General features: G+C 66.7%; 16 protein-coding genes. 10 read left to right on the forward strand and 6 right to left on the reverse strand.

Features of this window, described 5'->3' with window-relative positions; genetic code table 11:
- Nucleotides 1-78 precede the first annotated feature (78 nt).
- Entirely contained in the window at nt 79-684 is a 606-nt protein-coding gene (locus ARTH_RS00680) for a malonic semialdehyde reductase (protein WP_011690000.1), read from the forward strand.
- A gap of 236 nt (nt 685-920) precedes the next feature.
- Nucleotides 921-1,463 carry a hypothetical protein gene (locus ARTH_RS00685; RefSeq protein WP_011690001.1) on the forward strand — a complete coding sequence of 181 codons (543 nt, stop codon included), beginning with the start codon at nt 921-923 and terminating at the stop codon, nt 1,461-1,463.
- Here the strand turns inward: ARTH_RS00685 and pgm are convergent.
- Nucleotides 1,453-3,102, reverse strand: a complete 1,650-nt coding sequence (pgm, locus tag ARTH_RS00690; RefSeq protein WP_011690002.1) for a phosphoglucomutase (alpha-D-glucose-1,6-bisphosphate-dependent) — start codon at nt 3,100-3,102, stop codon at nt 1,453-1,455. The genes ARTH_RS00685 and pgm overlap by 11 nt on opposite strands.
- Nucleotides 3,103-3,366: 264 nt before the next feature.
- On the opposite strand from pgm, the gene ARTH_RS00695 reads away from it, so the two are divergent.
- Both ARTH_RS00695 and ARTH_RS00700 read left to right on the forward strand, forming a co-directional pair.
- Nucleotides 3,367-4,182, forward strand: coding sequence for a nuclease-related domain-containing protein (locus ARTH_RS00695; protein ID WP_011690003.1), 816 nt, complete (start codon nt 3,367-3,369; stop codon nt 4,180-4,182).
- A 96-nt stretch (nt 4,183-4,278) separates the two neighbouring features.
- Entirely contained in the window at nt 4,279-4,770 is a 492-nt protein-coding gene (locus ARTH_RS00700; RefSeq protein WP_011690004.1) for a DUF4190 domain-containing protein, read from the forward strand.
- Between the two features lie 39 nt (nt 4,771-4,809).
- On the opposite strand, the gene ARTH_RS00705 is transcribed toward ARTH_RS00700, so the two are convergent.
- The 3 genes from ARTH_RS00705 to ARTH_RS00715 form a co-directional block, all read right to left on the reverse strand.
- Nucleotides 4,810-6,279: a peptide MFS transporter gene (locus ARTH_RS00705; protein ID WP_011690005.1), complete on the reverse strand. Its 1,470-nt coding sequence runs from the start codon at nt 6,277-6,279 to the stop codon at nt 4,810-4,812.
- Nucleotides 6,280-6,350: 71 nt separating this feature from the next.
- The gene (locus ARTH_RS00710) at nt 6,351-7,763 is read right to left on the reverse strand and encodes an amidase (RefSeq protein WP_011690006.1); all 1,413 of its coding nucleotides are present in this window, start codon (nt 7,761-7,763) and stop codon (nt 6,351-6,353) included.
- Nucleotides 7,756-8,499, reverse strand: a complete 744-nt coding sequence (locus tag ARTH_RS00715) for a peptidase E (protein WP_011690007.1) — start codon at nt 8,497-8,499, stop codon at nt 7,756-7,758. Before ARTH_RS00715 ends, ARTH_RS00710 begins: the two co-directional genes overlap by 8 nt.
- A 112-nt stretch (nt 8,500-8,611) precedes the next feature.
- Here ARTH_RS00715 and ARTH_RS00720 point away from each other — a divergent pair, with 112 nt between their 5' ends.
- The 3 genes from ARTH_RS00720 to ARTH_RS00730 all read left to right on the forward strand — a co-directional run bounded on the left by ARTH_RS00720 (nt 8,612) and on the right by ARTH_RS00730 (nt 10,306).
- Nucleotides 8,612-8,938, forward strand: coding sequence for a rhodanese-like domain-containing protein (locus ARTH_RS00720; protein ID WP_011690008.1), 327 nt, complete (start codon nt 8,612-8,614; stop codon nt 8,936-8,938).
- A gap of 82 nt (nt 8,939-9,020) precedes the next feature.
- The gene (pheA, locus tag ARTH_RS00725) at nt 9,021-10,004 is read left to right on the forward strand and encodes a prephenate dehydratase (protein ID WP_011690009.1); all 984 of its coding nucleotides are present in this window, start codon (nt 9,021-9,023) and stop codon (nt 10,002-10,004) included.
- 92 nt (nt 10,005-10,096) lie between these two features.
- Nucleotides 10,097-10,306 carry a hypothetical protein gene (locus ARTH_RS00730; protein ID WP_043429215.1) on the forward strand — a complete coding sequence of 70 codons (210 nt, stop codon included), beginning with the start codon at nt 10,097-10,099 and terminating at the stop codon, nt 10,304-10,306.
- A gap of 36 nt (nt 10,307-10,342) precedes the next feature.
- Here ARTH_RS00730 and ARTH_RS00735 read toward each other — a convergent pair whose 3' ends face one another.
- Nucleotides 10,343-11,437, reverse strand: a complete 1,095-nt coding sequence (locus ARTH_RS00735; RefSeq protein ID WP_011690010.1) for a diacylglycerol/lipid kinase family protein — start codon at nt 11,435-11,437, stop codon at nt 10,343-10,345.
- Nucleotides 11,438-11,526: 89 nt separating this feature from the next.
- On the opposite strand from ARTH_RS00735, the gene serS reads away from it, so the two are divergent.
- Complete coding sequence (serS, locus tag ARTH_RS00740; protein ID WP_011690011.1) at nt 11,527-12,807, forward strand: serine--tRNA ligase; 1,281 nt, start codon at nt 11,527-11,529, stop codon at nt 12,805-12,807.
- A gap of 123 nt (nt 12,808-12,930) precedes the next feature.
- Nucleotides 12,931-13,794: a Cof-type HAD-IIB family hydrolase gene (locus tag ARTH_RS00745; RefSeq protein WP_011690012.1), complete on the forward strand. Its 864-nt coding sequence runs from the start codon at nt 12,931-12,933 to the stop codon at nt 13,792-13,794.
- Nucleotides 13,795-13,837: 43 nt separating this feature from the next.
- Here ARTH_RS00745 and ARTH_RS00750 read toward each other — a convergent pair whose 3' ends face one another.
- Nucleotides 13,838-14,437: a hypothetical protein gene (locus ARTH_RS00750; RefSeq protein WP_011690013.1), complete on the reverse strand. Its 600-nt coding sequence runs from the start codon at nt 14,435-14,437 to the stop codon at nt 13,838-13,840.
- A 178-nt stretch (nt 14,438-14,615) separates the two neighbouring features.
- Between ARTH_RS00750 and ARTH_RS00755 the strand changes: the two genes are divergently transcribed.
- Nucleotides 14,616-17,051, forward strand: coding sequence for a phosphoketolase family protein (locus tag ARTH_RS00755; protein ID WP_011690014.1), 2,436 nt, complete (start codon nt 14,616-14,618; stop codon nt 17,049-17,051).
- Nucleotide 17,052: the final 1 nt, after the last annotated feature.

Here is a 17,052-nt window from a genome sequence, read left to right on the forward strand (position 1 = left end):
ATTCGCTTGAAGTTGCAACTATGGAGAGCAGAACCGCCGGCCGCCTCCGGGTGCGCAGGCCCAGCGAAAGGTAGGCAGATGACAATTGCCCATGAAGAAGCAGTGATCGACGCAGCCGCAGTGGACGCGATCTTCGCCGAAGCCCGTACGGCCAACACCTTCACCGGAGAGGTCACGGACGAGCAGGCCCGCGCCATCTACGAGCTGACCAAGTTTGGCCCCACCGCGTTCAACTCCCAGCCGCTGCGCGTCACGTATGTTCGCTCCGACGAGGCCCGCGCACAGCTGGTGGCGGCCCTCTCTTCAGGTAATCGCGCCAAGACGGCGTCCGCCCCGCTTGTGGCCGTACTCAGCTACGACACCGCCTGGCAGGACCAGTGGGACAACTTCCTTCCCGGCTACAACGCGCCCAAGGCCATGTACGACGCCGCACCGGAACTTGCGGCGATCACGGGCAACAACAACGCCCACCTGCAGGCCGGCTACTTCATCCTGGCCGTCCGCTCGCTCGGTTTCGCGGCCGGCCCCATGACAGGCGCCGACTTCTCCGCCATTGACGCGGCGTTCTTCCCCGCCGGGGACCAGAAGAGCTTCCTGGTGGTCAACATCGGCCAGCCCGGTCCCGACGCCTGGGGCGCAGCAAAGCCGAAGTTCGCCTACGAAGATGTGGTCCGCACCGTCTAAGTCCGCACCCGTCCCGGGCGGTCCCGCAACGGCTCAGCAAGCGGCCCGCCGCGCTAAGAGGCCCCCGGCACGATGGGGGACACGCCGGAGGCACTCTGGACAACATTTCTGCGGTTGAGTGCACGGCATGTATCCGGGGCCAGTTCCCATTTTAGTCAAAATCGCCACTCTGGCTACTGTGCCCGCGCTCCCGCGGGGACGGCGCAGGCTGAACGGCGCCGTGGCACACTGGCCCTATGCGCAACCTGATTCTGGTGGCCTTCACCGAGCCCGTCTCTGACGGGCTCGTCTTTCCCCGCGACGACTGGCCCCTGCATATCACCCTGGTGAGGTTCGACGTCGAGATGAAGTCCGGCGACGCCGGTACCGGCGGCGAGGTGGGGAACGGCGGCGGCGGCGGGCACGTCGCCGGCCTCGACGACCGGATTGCCGGCCTTATCGACGAGCCCGTACGGGCTGCCCTCGGTTCGCGGCTCACCATTGGCGAGGATGCCGGCTTCGGCCGGCAGGAGTCCGTCCCGGTCAGCCTCGTCGAGCCCAGCCGGCCCTTGCAGGACCTTCACGAGTCACTCGTGGGAACCGTTATGGGGCTGCCGGGCCGCGTGCCCACGCCGCACCACATCCTGGAAAACTACCGTCCCCATGTGTCCCATCACGGGGACAAGCGCCCTCGGCCGGGCGACGTCGTCGTACTGGACCGCGTCGCCCTGGTGGACATGGCGCCGGACGGAAACCATTCCGTCCGTCGCATCCTCCATCTGTGGGAACTTACGAAATAACCCCGTCAACCAGGGCCTTGGCCTCAGCCTGGACCTGCTTGAGGTGATCGGCGCCCTTGAACGACTCTGCGTAGATCTTGTAGACGTCCTCGGTGCCGGACGGGCGGGCGGCGAACCAGGCGTTTTCCGTGACCACCTTCAGGCCGCCGATGGACGCGCCGTTGCCGGGAGCCTCGGTGAGCTTGGCCGTGATCGTTTCGCCGGCGAGCTCGGTGGCGGTGACGTCGGACGGGGAAAGCTTGCCGAGCGCCGCTTTCTGCTCGCGCGTTGCTGCGGCGTCGATCCGGGCATAGACGGGATCGCCGAACTGGTCAGTGAGTCCCTTGTAGAGCTGCGAGGGTGACTTGCCGGTGACGGCGGTGATTTCCGAAGCCAGCAGCGCCAGCAGGATGCCGTCCTTGTCGGTGGTCCACACACTGCCGTCCATCTTGTTGAAGGAAGCGCCAGCGGATTCTTCGCCGCCGAACGCGCCCTCGCCGGACAACAGCCCGGGAACAAACCACTTGAAACCCACCGGCACCTCGACGAGCTTGCGGCCAAGGCTTTCGGCCACACGGTCGATGATGGACGACGAGACCAGGGTCTTGCCGATCACGGACTGCGGGTTCCAGCCGGTGCGGTGGCGGTAAAGGTAGTCGATGGCCACGGCGAGGTAGTGGTTCGGGTTCATCAGGCCGCCGTCCGGTGTGACAATCCCGTGGCGGTCAGCGTCGGCGTCGTTGCCGGTGGCGACGTCAAAATTTGCGCCGCTGGACATGCGGTTGATCAGTGAGGCCATTGCCGACGGGGAGGAGCAATCCATCCGGATCTTTTCGTCCCAGTCCAGGGTCATGAAGGCCCACTGCGGGTCAACCGTGGGGTTCACCACGGTGAGGTTCAGGTGGTGGCGCTCGCCGATCTCGCCCCAGTAGTCCACCGAGGCGCCGCCCATGGGGTCGGCGCCGATCCGGACGCCGGCCTCGCGGATGGCGTTGAGGTCCAGGACGGACGGGAGATCGTCCACATAGCTGCTGAGGAAGTCGAACTTGCCGGTGGTCTCAGCCGCCAGCGCATCGGCTACCGGGATGCGCTTGACGCCCCGGAGTCCGTTTTCAAGGAGTTCGTTGGCCCGGTTGGCAATCCAGCCGGTGGCGTCCGTGTCAGCGGGTCCGCCGTGCGGCGGGTTGTACTTGAAGCCGCCGTCTCCGGGCGGGTTGTGGCTGGGAGTGACCACGATACCGTCAGCCTGGGGTGCGCCGGCAGGGGCGTTCCGGTTGTGGGTGAGGATGGCGTGGCTCAGCGACGGCGTGGGCGTGTAGCCGTGACGGGCGTCGATCAGCACGTTCACGCCGTTTGCTGCCAGCACCTCGAGTGCGGAGTTCTGTGCCGGTTCGCTGAGGGCGTGGGTGTCCTTTGCCATGTACAGCGGTCCGGTGATGCCCTGGCCGGCGCGGTATTCCACGATCGCCTGGGTAATGGCCACGATGTGGGGCTCGTTGAACGAAGCCTTCAAGCTGGATCCCCGGTGGCCGGAGGTGCCGAACGCAACGCGCTGGCCCGGATCGCTCAGATCGGGGGAAACATCGTAGTACGCATCCAGGAGCGCAGTGAGGTCAACAAGGTCTTGGGGTTGGGCAACTGTGCCCGCGCGGCTAGCCATGGCACCAGCATGCCAGACGACGGCGGGACGCAACACGCTTTGTCCGGAATCCGGGCCCTATGACGCCGAATTTCATCCGGCATTTACCAATTCATTCCTCTTTGCATTTATTTGGGGGCAGTAATTGGCTGTGAAAAAGCGAGTGGCCGCGCCAAAACTACCTATATACCGGCCATCCCGCGGCTGCTAATTTTCTAAACAAATCACGACGGCGGGCCCTCCGCCGCCGTCAGCGTTGCGGCGAATCCAAGGGGAGGACATTCCATGGCAGCAGGCGAGGGAGCGTCAGAACAGTCACGGTTGGCCGCGGAACGGATTGCGCGGCTCAAACGCCAATTGGACCATGCCGAACGCGCGGCCGAAACGTGGGGCGCCGGGGCGGAGGGGGAGCGCCGCACTGCCGGCCGGCTGGGCCGGCTGACCCCGGACGGCTGGTTCATGCTGCACGACGTTCACTGGCCCGGCCGGCCGCTGGCCAACCTCGACCACGTCCTGGTGGGGCCGGGCGGCGTTGTGGTGGTGGATGCCAAGAACTGGTCTGGCACCGTTGAGGTCAGGGACGGCATCCTGAGGCAGAACGGCTACTCGCGGAACCCGGCAGTGGAGGGCGCCCTGGGGCAGGCGGCAGCCGTGGCCGCACTGCTCGGCGCGCCGCACCGGCGCCTGGTCCGCTCCATCATTTGCCTCACCGGCCACCCCGACTTTGCAGAGGTAACAGAATCCGGAATCGAAGTGCTGGGCATCAACCGCGTGGTGGCACGGATTGCGGCGCTCCCGGCGGTGCTTGATCCGCAGACGGTGGTTGGCCTGTATTCGCACCTGGGACAGCAACTCACGCAGCCCCAGGCGCCTGCAGTGCCGGACGTCCGCGGGAACGCGGCCCGCCATCCCGCACCTCGTCCGTACCAGCGCGGGGCTTATCCATCGCCGGTGCCGGCGCGCGTCGGATACCGGTCCGCGGCGAGTCCCCCGCAACTCGGAAACCAAGCCTCCGCGGGCAAGCTGGCAGCCTTTTTGTGGAGCCTGCTGGTCCTGGGGATCGTGGCGTTCTCGCTCTCGGCGCCGCTCTGGAGCCGGTAGTCCGGCTGGCCGGCATATCACGGGTGTATCACGGCAGCGCCCGCCCGGGCGACGCGTTGGTAGGCTGGTTATAGCCACCAAAAAAGGGATTTCCCAATGACGAACCAGCCTGCCCCCGGCGACGAGGGGACGCCCCAGGGCTACCAGCCGCCGTCGTATATTCCACCCCAGGGATCACAGCCCGTGCCGCCTGGTGCCCCTTATGGTGAGCAGCCCGGATTTGGCCAGCAGCCCGGGCCGTACGGCCAGCCGGGGTATGGCCAACCGGAATACGGCCAGCAGCCCGGGCCGTATGGCACCGCCTATGGGCAGCCGTCCTATTACGGGATGCCACCCGAGCCCAAGGGCCTGAGCATCGCCAGCCTGTGTTGCGGCATCGCGGTGTTCCTCGGACTGGGTCTTTTCATCCTGCCGCAGCTTGCCGCAGTGATCCTGGGGCATCTGGCCTTGCTCCGCGAGCCTGCCGGCCGCGGACTCGCCATAGGAGGCCTGGTCCTCGGCTACATCGGCCTGGCGCTGACGGCGATTGTACTGACATTTGCCGTGGCGGCGATCTTCGCGGCGGCCAACGCCGGGTACGGGTACTAGGCGGGTTCAGTCCGTCCAGTCCCGCACCCCGGCATCGGCTCAGCGTACGCCGGCCATCAGCTTCTTGATGGCCGGCGAGGCGGCAGCGAGGCCGACGGCCAGCACCATGGCCGTGCCGCCGATACCGGTAAAGTACGGCAGTTCGTCGTCCGGGTTATACAGCCCGGACAGTATGCCGGCCAGGGTGGTGCCGAGCGAAACGGACAGGAAGAACAGGGCCACCATCTGCGTATGGAAGGCCTGGGGTGCCAGTTTGGTGGTGACGGACAGCCCGATGGGGGAGAGGAAAAGCTCCGCCAGGGTGAACAGGAACAGGATGCCCACCAGTGCCAGGAGGGGCGTCTTGCCGCTGCCGGCCAGCGGAATGAAGGCCAGGAAGGCCAGGCCCATCACGAACAGGCCGATGGAGAACTTCAGGGCCGATCCGGGTTGCTTGTTGCCCATCCGGGTCCACAGGGCCGCCATGACGCCGGCAAAGATGATGATGAACACCGGGTTGATCGACTGCACCCAGGCGGCAGGCATCTCCCAGCCGAAGAGGTTCCGGTCCAGCTTCTCCTCTGAGTACACGGCAATGAACGTGAACTGCTGCTGGAACAGTGCCCAGAACGCCGCGGAGGCGATGTACAGCGGGATGAAGGCCACCACGCGCTTGCGCTCGACGCCCGTCACCTTCCTGCTGGAGAAGATCAGGCCGAAGTAGAGCACGGAAGCGCCGATGGCCGCGTACGCCATGGACATGGCCAGGTTCTCGGCGTTCACGGCGCCGGTGGCCAGGAGAACCGCCACCACGGCGGCGATGCCCAGGAAGATCAGCCCGTATCTGGTGCGTTGGGCCGCAGGGAGCGGGTTGGGCACGTGGTGCGCCGCTTCGGGGAGCTTCCCGCGTCCCATCGCGTAGATGCCCAGGCCAAGGGCCATTCCGACGGCGGCGGCGCCGAAGCCCCAGTGGAACCCCCGGCTTTCCTGCAGCCAGCCGGTAACCAGCGGGCCGATCAGCGCGCCGGCGTTGATGCCCATGTAGAAGATGGAGAAGCCTGCGTCGCGGCGTTCGTCCTTCTCCCCGTACAGGGTGCCCACCAGCGCGGTGGCATTTGCCTTGAGGCCGCCCGAGCCGACGCCCACCAGCACCAGGCCGGCGATGAGTCCGGGAATGCCCGGGACAAGCGCCAAGGCGATGTGGCCCGCCATGATCAGGACGGCCGAGCCGAACAGGACCCGTTCCGAACCGAAGAGCCGGTCGGCCAGCCACGCGCCCAGAATGGTGGAGAGATAGACTCCGCCGCCGTAGGCGCCCACCAGGCCGGCGGCCAGGCCCTGCTCGATTTCGAGGCCGCCCTGCGCGGCCGTGAAGTACATGTAATAGAGGAGGATGCCCTGCATCCCGTAGAAGGAGAAACGCTCCCACATTTCTACGGAGAAGAGGCTGGCCAGCATCTTTGGGTGGCCAAAAAATGACGTATCGCCCGGCGTTGTAGCGGGGCGGTCGGATAAATGAGTTGTGCTCATTTACTTAAGGGTGGCACCCGGCCGCGCGATTGTCACATTGCCGCTGGCAGGAAAGCAAGGCGGACACGCCGTCAGAACCCGATCTGCGCCGCCACCTGCAGCAGTACCTTCTCGGATCCCGCCGGCCCCACCAGCTGGATGCCCATGGGCAGTCCGGCGCCGGGTAAGCCCCCCGTCCAGTGCACGGGAATGCTGATGGCGGGCAGGCCGCACACGTTGACCATGCTGGACCACGGGGCGTACTCACATTGCTTCCGGTAGTCGCCGTCCGCGTCGCCGGCCCATTCCGAGGCGGGCCAGTAACCGTCACCGTGTGAGGCCCCCGTGAACCAGCCGACGGGGCGGGGGGTTTGGGCGAGTGCCGGCATCAGCATGAGGTCCCACTGCGCATACTGGGCTACGGTGTCCCGTTCAAACTGCCGCAGGAAGCCCAGGGCTTCGTTGAGTTTTGACGCGCTCCGCTGCTGTGCGCGCCGCCGGAACGTGCGCGTCAGCGGGGTCAGGAGTGCTTCGCGTTGCGGCGCAATCCGGGCGCTCCCGACGCCGGCGGTCCACGCCGTGGTGAACGCATCCGGGTAGCGGTTGTCATACCGGACGGCCGCTTCGGCGGTGGAGTGGCCGGCCGCTTCCAGCAAGCGGACGCCTTCGTTGAGCGCATCCATGGCTTCCGCAGCGGGCGTAAACGGAAAAATAGCCTGCCACGGGCTGTCCAGGCTCACGCCAATCCGCAGCGGGCCCGGCGGCCGGGACACAGACGCAAGGTATCCGTCGGCTTCGGGCTCGGCCACCAGCGCGTCCAGCATCAGGGCGGCATCCCCGGCCGACCGGGCCAGCGGGCCTGCCACCACCAGCCGGGCCGGATCGCCGGTGCTTTCACCGGCCGGGACGAGCCCGCGCCCCGGTTTCAGACCCACCAGGCCGCAGGCCGCCGCAGGGATCCTCACTGAGCCGCCGCCGTCGGACCCCGGAGCGAACGGAACCAGGCCGGCGGCCACCGCGGCGGCGCTTCCGCCCGAGGATCCGCCCGAGCTGCGGCTCAGCGCGTGCGGATTGCGCGACGGCGGTGCGATCAGGTTTTCGCTGTAGGCGGTCAGTCCGAACTCCGGAACCTGGGTCTTGCCCAGCGAGATGGCACCGGCGCCCCTCAACACCGCCGCCAACGCACCGTCCACGGACGCAGGTTTGTGCTCCAGGGCCGCGCTCCCGTGAGTGGTCACCACACCGGCCACATCCGTCAGGTCCTTGAAGGCCACCGGCATGCCGTGGAGCAGCGGAAGCTGCCCGGCTGATCGGGCGTAGCGTGCGTCCGCATCCGCGGCATCCGCCAGGGCCTGTTCCCCGGTCACGGTGATGAAAGCGCCGAGGCCTGGATTCAGGGCTTCGATCCGGGCGAGGAAATGCTCCGTTACCTCCCGGGCGGAGAGCCCGCCCGAGTGCAGGGCGTCACGGAGCCCGACCGCTGATAGTTCGTGGATGTCAGCCAAGGAAACGGGCCTCCAGCCGCTCTTCGGCGGCGGTCGCGGCGCCGCCACCTTGGATATGGCGGGTGACGCGGTAGGCTGCCTTGCCCCGCACTTCGGTGACCGCCTCCGCCAGGTGAGTGCCGAAATAGACCAGCCCCGCGCCGTCGTCCGTGCAGTGGGTTTCGCCCAGCGTGCCGTCGGCCACCAGCCGGTGCACCAGCGGGCGGCGCTGGACCTCCGAGTCGTAGTGCACTCCGTTGGCATACGGCAGGAACCCCAGGGCGTTGGTCACCGGTCGCAGCTGCGGGCCGTACGAATCGGTGGTGCCGCCCTGGAACCAGCAGATGGACCCTGCCGAGACGCCGGCGAGGACCACGCCTGCTTCCCACACGCGCCGCAGGATTCCGTCGAGACCGTGCGCCCGCCAGACTGCCAGGAGGTTCACCACCGAACCGCCGTTGACCCACACCACGTCCTGTTCCAGGAGGTGCGCTTCCGGGTCGTCGATGCTGGGCATGGTGAAGAGATTGAGGTGGCTGAAATCGAAGCCGGCTATTTTGGCGGCCTGGTCCAGTTCCGCGTTGAAAGAGCGCTGGTCACCCGCCGCAGTGCCGATGTGCGTCACGCGCGGGGCGCGCCCGGTGACGCCGGAAAGTTCGACGGCGTGGTGCAGCAGGGCGTCAAACTCCAGCCGTGAGCGCCGGCCGGCCTTATATCCGCCGGACGTGGCCAGGATGGTTGGCTGTTGGGCTGCCATCGACGATTCTCCTTTGCGGTCCATTGAAGCGTAACGTGCCCAGGATTCGGCGTGCCCGCCTCCCGCGGAGGCTACGCTGGAGGCAGACCTGCATTCTCCGGAGAGGACTTCCATGAGCGACTTCGAAACCGTGACCGTGACCGACGTTCCCGCCGACGCCAGAATCCTTGACGTGCGGGAGGACTACGAGTGGTCGGCCGGGCACGCCGAAGGTGCCCTGCACATTCCGTTGGACCAGCTGCCGGCCCGGCTCGGCGAGCTGGACCCGGACGAGGACGTATATGTCATCTGCCGCACCGGCGGCCGTTCCTTCCGGGCGGCCAAGTGGCTTGTGGGGCAAGGCTATTCCGCGTTCAACGTGGCCGGCGGAATGGACCAATGGCTCGAGTCGGGCCTGCCGCTGGTGTCGGACAACGGCCTCAAACCCGTCATCCTCTAGCACGCGCTCCGGAACGCGCGGCGCAGCATTTCCCCATAGGCCGCCCACGGGGCGGCCTTGACATGATCACGAAGGACAGTCCATGCCCGCCCAACCCGTCACCTACACTTTCCTCGGTCCGGAGGGAACCTTCACGGAGGCTGCGCTGATGCAGGTGCCAGGCGCAGGCGAGGCTGTCCGCATCCCCTCCTCCAACGTGAACACGGCGCTGGACAAGGTCCGTGAGGGCTCCGCCGACGCCGCCATGGTGCCCATCGAGAATTCCGTGGAGGGCGGCGTGACGGCAACCTTGGATGCCATCGCGTCCGGTGCGGAACTGAGGATCGTCCGCGAGGCACTGGTGCCCATCAGCTTTGTCCTGGTTTCCCGCCCCGGCGTGGAAATCGAGGATATTCGCCGGATCTCCACCCACGGCCACGCCTGGGCGCAGTGCCGGCTCTGGGTGGAAGCGAACATGCCTGATGTGGAATACATTCCTGCCTCCTCCACGGCGGCCGGGGCCATGGGGCTGCTGGACGAGGGCGGCGCACACTACGACGCCGCCATCTGCGCCCCGATTGTGGCCACTGAGCAGCCCGGACTGCATGTGCTGGCGGAGAACATTGGGGACAACCCCGGTGCCGTCACGAGGTTTGTCCTGGTCAGCCGGCCCGGGGCGCTGCCCCACCGCACCGGTGCGGACAAGACCACCGTCGTGGTTCCGCTGCCGGAGGACCGGCCGGGTGCGCTGATGGAGATCCTGGACCAGTTCGCCACCCGCGGCGTGAACCTAAGCCGCATCGAATCGCGGCCCACCGGGCAGTACCTTGGCCACTATTTCTTCAGCATCGACGCCGACGGCCACGTGGAGGACGCGCGTGTGGCCGATGCCCTGGCGGGGTTGCACCGGATCAGCCCGGCCACCCGCTTCCTGGGGTCCTACCCGCGGGCGGATGCGCAGAGCCCGGACGTGGCCCAGCACACCTCGGACGAAGCATTCCAGGCTGCACATGAATGGGTGGCGGGGATACTCAAAGGGGCATCGATCGAGCCTGTTCATGCCCCGCAAGGTTCGCCCACAGCTTAGGCAAATGCCCTTCCGGGTACTTCCCCGCCTGCACCGCAGTGCGTATGCTTGCCTGATCCATTGGGGAAGGCCTCTACCGGAAGGAGCGGGTCATGTCAGGATCCAGCAGCGATAACGACGGCCAGGGAATGATAGTCAATCCCAAGCCGACTGCCGATAACCAGGACTGGGACGGAGACGACGCAGACAGGGCGGATCGCCTGCGCTTCGAAGAGGAGCAAGCCATGATCCGTGAGCAGTCCGAAGCCCGTGCAGCGGCAAAGGCCGCAGCGGAGGCCGAAGAGAAGAAGGCCAGCGCCTAGGTCCCGGTCTCCGCAGGTGGCCTCCCTCCCGGATGCCTAATGCGGGGCCGACGCTTCCCTTGCGGGCGTTTCGCCGCCCTTGCGTTCCGGAACCCGGACCAGCAGGGACCGCGGCTCCACCTGAACCGTAACGTCGGTCGCCTCGCCGCACGGATCGCCGTCGACCTGGGTGGCCACCGGCTCGGCGCACTTGATGACGATCTTGCCGGAACGGTAATAGCTCATCACCGGCAGGTTCCCTTTGTGCTTGAACATGACCTTTGTGTACATCGCGATCCACCCGATGGCGCTGCGGGGGCTCATCACCACCACGTCCAGCATTCCGTCGTCGATCATTGCCTGCGGAATGAAGTCGATGCCGCCCGGAATGAGGCCGCAGTTGGCGAACAGCACACTGCGGATCTTCCGGGACTGTTCCGGCTGGTCGTCCAGGGCGATGGACACCTTCTTGCGCCGCCCCGGCAGATGCCGGACTCCTGCCTCCGTGTAGGCGAGCCAGCCCACCGCCTTTTTCAGCCCGTCGTTGGTGTCTCCGACGACTTCGGCATCCATGCCCATGCCGGCAATCACCAGGAATGCGTGCTCTGACGAGGCACCCGTCCGGGAGTTCCTGATACCCATGCGGGCCGTGTCGATGTGCCGCTGGTGCCCAAAGAGCGCTGTCTGGATGCTGCCGTGGAGGTCGTTGACGTCCAGGTGGATGTTCCTGGCCAGCAGGTTTCCCGTGCCCAGCGGAACCAGGCCCATGGGCACGTTCGTGCGGGCGAGCTTCTCAGCCACTACACGCACGGTGCCGTCCCCGCCGCCCACCAGGACGACGTCGGCCCCGCTTGCGACTGCCGCCTCGGCTTGCGCGTACCCGGGGTCCTCGGCAGTTGTATCGAAGAAGAGGGGGGCTTCCCAGCCGGCGGACAGGCAGGCGCGCTGGATGAGTGCACGGGCTTCCGACGATTTCGCCTTGACCGGGTTCATGACCACGGCCACCTTCTGCTGCGCCATGCCCGGATGGTGCGTGTCCTCCTGGACGGCGCTGCGCGTATGCAGCGCCTTCAGCCGCCGCACGCCCCACCAGCTGGAGACCGCGAAAGCCAGGGCCGCAGCAAGGATGAGGTAGAGCAGCCAATCGTTCATGGTGCTCCAACACTATCCCGCGCAGAGGTCCGCCCCGGCGTCCGCACGGCCCACCGCGTCATGGCGGGCGGATTCGATACTCTTGTCTGGTGATCGACGTAAAAGACCTCAGCGAAAATCCGGACAAGTTCCGTGCCAGCCAGCGCGCCCGCGGCGCCGACGAGTCCGTGGTGGATGCGATCATCTCGGCAGACGCGGCACGGCGTGCGGCTTTGATCCGCTTCGAAAACCTCCGCGCCGAGCAGAATGCGTTCGGCAAGAAGGTGGCACAGGCCAAGGGCGAGGAAAAGCAGGCCCTGCTGGCGGAGGTCAAAGTCCTGGCCGCCTCGGTCAAGGCCGCATCGGCTGAAGCCGACGTTGCCCAGGCGCAGCAGGAGGAACTGCTCCGCGCCATACCCAACCTGATTGTGGACGGCGTGCCGGAGGGCGGCGAGGACGACTACATCGTGGTCAAGACCGTCGGCGAACCCCGCGAGTTCCCCGATTTCGAGCCGAAGGACCACCTGGAAATCGGCGAGCTCATCGGCGCCATTGACATGGAGCGCGGCGCCAAGGTGTCCGGTTCACGCTTCTACTTCCTCCGCGGCGTGGGCGCCCGGCTGGAGATGGCACTCCTGCAGATGGCCATGGAACAGGCCATCGACGCGGGCTTCATCCCTATGATCACCCCCACGCTGGTCCGTCCGGAAACGATGCAGGGCACCGGATTCGACGTCAAGCACGACGCCGAGATCTACCGCCTCGCCGAAGACGACTTGTATCTGGTGGGCACCTCGGAGGTGGCCTTGGCCGGGTATCACGCGGACGAGATCCTGGACCTCTCTGCAGGCCCCATCCGCTACGCCGGCCAGAGCTCCTGCTACCGGCGCGAAGCAGGGTCGCACGGTAAGGACACCCGCGGCATCATCCGGGTCCACCAGTTCAACAAGGTGGAAATGTTCATCTACACCACGGTGGAAGAGGCCGCCGCCGAGCATGAGCGCCTGCTTGCGTGGGAAGAGGAGATGCTGGCCAAGTGCGAGCTCCCCTACCGGGTAATCGACACCGCAGCCGGCGACCTCGGCAACTCGGCGGCCCGCAAGTTCGACTGCGAAGCCTGGGTGCCCACGCAGGGCGCCTACCGCGAACTGACTTCGACCTCTAACTGCACCACGTTCCAGGCGCGCCGCCTGAACATCCGTGAGCGCGTGCTCAACGAGGACGGCGCACCGAAGGGGACCCGGGCCGTCGCCACCCTGAACGGCACGCTGGCCACCACGCGGTGGATCGTGGCCATCCTCGAACACCACCAGAACGAGGACGGCTCGGTGAACGTCCCGAGGGCACTCCAGAAGTACCTCGGCGGCCTGGAAGTACTGCCGGTACTGTAGTTCCCGGATTTTCCCTAGGTAAACACCCACAGTGTGGACAAACTGTGGGTGTTTACCACAAGTTCACAGTGGCTGTGGCGTGCGTCCTAGCGGGTGTCCCGGGGCGTCTGCTGTACTAGGTGAATGACAACATTGACTGAAACCTCAGTCGCTGGCAACGACGACCAGCGAAACAACGGCAAGAACGACCCCGCCCAGAAGCTCATGGTGGCCCTGGACGTCGACGGCACCCTGGTCAACCATGACGGCCATATGTCGGCTCCCGTTCGTGATGCGGCCCAGGCGGTCGTGGCCGCGGGCCACGAAGTCCTGATCGCTACCGGCCGGTCCCTGAACGCTACTCTGCCTATCATCGAGCAGATCGGGATCGACACGGGCTACGCGGTGTGCTGCAACGGCGGCGTGACGCTCCGGCTCGATCCGGCCCACCCCGACGGCTACGAAGTCATCCGCAAGGCCACGTTCGATCCGGGCCCGGCGCTCCGGGCCCTCCGCAAGCGGCTCCCCCTGGCCAAGTACGCGCTGGAGGACGAGCACGGCAACTTCCTCTCCACCGAGCGCTTCCAGGACGCCAGCTTTGGCGTCGAGGCAATCGGCGTGGACTTCCAGACCATGCTGGATGCCACCGCTGTGCGTGTGGTGGTGTTCAGTTCAGAGAACACGTCCGAAGAATTCAACGAGGCGATCAAGCACATCGGCCTGTCCGGTGTCACCTATTCCGTCGGCTGGACTGCCTGGCTGGACATCGCAGCCGAAGGGGTGACCAAGGCCAGCGCCCTGGAGCACCTGCGCGGACACCTGAGCATCGAGTCGCACCTCACGGTGGCGATCGGTGACGGCCGCAACGACATCGAGATGCTCACGTGGGCCGGCCGCGGCGTCGCCATGGGCCAGGCCCCCGACGAAGTGCTTGCCGCTGCGGACGAGGTCACCATGTCCGTCCACGACGACGGCGCCGCCCACGTTCTCCGCAGCCTGCTTTCCTAAGTCACTGCTTCCGGGGCGCCGGCCAAACGCGGGCAGCACCGGCTCAGCGGACCTCGAGGATCAGCTGGAGCAGCCGCGCCGCTGCCGGGCGGGCTGCGTGTTCCTCGTTCCACTGGGCCCTGGCCACGGCCTTGCTGACGGCCTGGGTGGTGATGCCAAGCTCGTGGGCAACAGCTTTCTGCTGGCCCCGAACTCCGGGTGTCAGCAGGTCCAGGACGCGCCACTCTGCTGCGCTGCGGTCATGCACAATGTGGCCGAGGAGCTTCAGGACGGCCTCAGCTTCCGCGGCGAGATCGGCGAACGGACCGTCAACGGCAACGGGGACGCGTTCTTTGCCGTTCCGCAGGCGGTCCACGGCGCGGCGGGCATAGATCAGGCCATGCCCGGTGGCGTCCTTGATCTGGTTGGGCAGCGGCTCATTCACCGGCCCGACGCCGATCCCCACGAACCAGCTGCCGCAGCGCAGGGCGATCAGGGCCGCCTCCACCGCTTGCTGCGGGAACTCAACGATGCCCTGGACCTCGTCCTCCACTGAGCGGTCGAAGTCAAGGCGCGCCGGTATGTGCCGCAGGTCCTTGAGCAACTGCGGTACCCGGTCACCGTCGCGCCGGCTGTCCGTTTGGTTGATGGTCAGCGTGAACATTGTGGATCACAGAATACCCGGTGACCGTCCCCCCGGTGACGGGAACAGTGGTGAAGCGGGAAGTTGCCGCGATGGGCCGGACGACCCGCCCCGCCCGGAGGTTGTGCCGGAGCCGGGAAGGTGTTGCGATGGGGGAGGACGCTGCCGACGGCGGCATTGACGGAATCGGAGGACCGCCATGGCCAACGCCCTCGGTGGGGACACAGTCAGTGACACCACAACGAATGACGTGAGGACAGAGGTAGACAGCAGCGACCTGGGGCTCGTGCACCGCTGGTGGCGGGCGGCCAACTACCTGTCCGTGGGCCAGATCTACCTCCGCTCCAACCCGCTGCTGCGCGAACCCCTCCGCGCGGAGGACACCAAGTCCAGGCTCCTGGGCCACTGGGGCACCACCCCCGGGCTCAACTTCGTCTACGCCCACCTCAACCGGGTCATCCGGCGGGACCGGCAGGAGATGTTGTTCATCGCCGGGCCCGGCCACGGCGGTCCCGCGGTAGTGGCCAATGCTTGGCTGGAGGGCACCTACTCGGAGATCTACAGCAACGTGGGCAACGATGAAGCGGGGCTTGCGGAGCTGTTCCGGCAGTTCTCCTACCCGGGCGGCATCCCCAGCCACGCGGCTCCCGAGACTCCGGGCTCCATTAGCGAGGGCGGTGAACTCGGGTATTCCCTGGCGCACGCCTACGGGTCCGTCTTCGACAATCCCAAGCTGATTACCGCCGTCGTGATCGGTGACGGCGAGGCCGAAACCGGGCCGCTGGCGGCCAGCTGGCACTCGCACAACTTCCTGGACCCCGTGGCTGACGGTGCCGTGTTGCCCATCCTGCACCTGAACGGCTACAAGATCGCCAATCCCACGGTCCTGGCCCGGATGCCGGAGGCCCAGCTCGAACAGCTGCTCCGCGGCTACGGCCACACACCCCATTTCGTCACCGTGGAGGACCCGGACGATTTCGAGGGGGCCCACCGCGACTTCGCCGCGGCCGTGGACACCTGCCTCGCCGAAATCCGCGCCATCCAGGCCGAGCGCCGCGCCGCCGGGACTCCGTCGGCAGACGAGGCAGGGGCCCCCCAATGGCCGATGATCGTACTGCGTTCACCTAAGGGCTGGACCGGCCCCAAGCAGGTGGACGGCAAACAGGTGGAAGGCACCTGGCGGAGCCACCAGGTGCCGCTGTCCGAGGTCCGCACCAACCCGGAGCACCTGGCGCAGCTGGAACAATGGCTCCAGTCCTACCGGCCCGAGGAACTCTTCGACGACGGCGGACGTCTGCGGCCCGACGTCGCGCAAAACGCTCCGGCGGGGGAATTGCGAATGAGTGCCACGCCGTACGCCAACGGCGGCATCCTGCTGCGCGACCTCAAGCTGCCGGACTACCGCAAGCACGCCGTCGAGGTGCCCCGGCCGGGCGTTGAGCGGGTCAGCGCCATGCTCACCCTGGGTGGCTGGATGCGGGACGTTATTGTCCAAAACCCTGAGACTTTCCGGCTTTTCGGCCCCGACGAGACGGCGTCCAACCGCCTGCAGGACGTCTACGACGTCACGGACAAAGTGTGGCAGTACCGGATCGACGACGCCGATGAACACCTTGCGCGCGCCGGCCGCGTGATGGAGGTGCTCAGCGAGCACCTGTGCCAGGGCTGGCTGGAAGGCTACCTGCTGACCGGCCGGCACGGAGTGTTCAGCTGCTACGAGGCCTTCATCCACATTGTCGACTCAATGTTCAACCAGCACGCCAAGTGGCTCAAGGTCCACCGGGAGCTCGCCTGGCGCCAGCCGGTCGCATCGCTGAACTACGTCCTGTCCTCGCACGTCTGGCAGCAGGACCACAACGGCTTCTCGCACCAGGATCCGGGCTTCATCGACCACGCAGTGAACAAAAAGGCCGAGGTCATCCGTGTGTACCTGCCGCCGGACGCCAACACGCTGCTGTCCGTAATGGAGCATTGCCTGGCGTCCCGGGACTACGTCAATATCGTAGTCAGCGGCAAGCAGCCCTCACCCACCTGGCTGGGGCCGGCCGACGCCGCTCACCACTGCCAACGGGGACTGGGCATCTGGGAGTTCGCCGGCTCGGAGGTGCCGGGGGAGGAGCCTGACGTGGTCCTCGCCTGCGCCGGCGACGTACCCACGGTGGAAACCGTGGCGGCGGCCGAACTGCTCAAGAACGGTGCGCCGGGGCTGAAGATCAGGGTGGTCAACGTAGTGGATCTGATGCGGCTCCAGGACGCCAGCGAACACCCCCACGGGCTGACGTCACGCGATTTTGACGGCATCTTCACTGCGGACAAGCCCGTCATCTTCGCTTATCACGGCTACCCGTCCCTGATCCACCGGCTGGCGTACCGGCGGACCAACCAGGAAGGCCTGCACGTCCGGGGATACAAGGAAGAGGGCACCACCACGACGGCGTTCGACATGGCCATGCTCAACGGGATCGACCGCTTCCAGCTGGCCATCGACGCGATCGACCGGGTTCCCGGCCTGGCGGAGCGGCACTCCCTGCTGCGCCAGTCGCTGCAGGACAGCCGCATCCGGGCGCACAACCACACACGCAGCCACGGCGAAGACCAGGCCGAGATCAGCGACTGGACGCTCGGCGGCGGGTGAT

It is taken from the genome of Arthrobacter sp. FB24 (assembly GCF_000196235.1).
GTDB lineage: Bacteria > Actinomycetota > Actinomycetes > Actinomycetales > Micrococcaceae > Arthrobacter.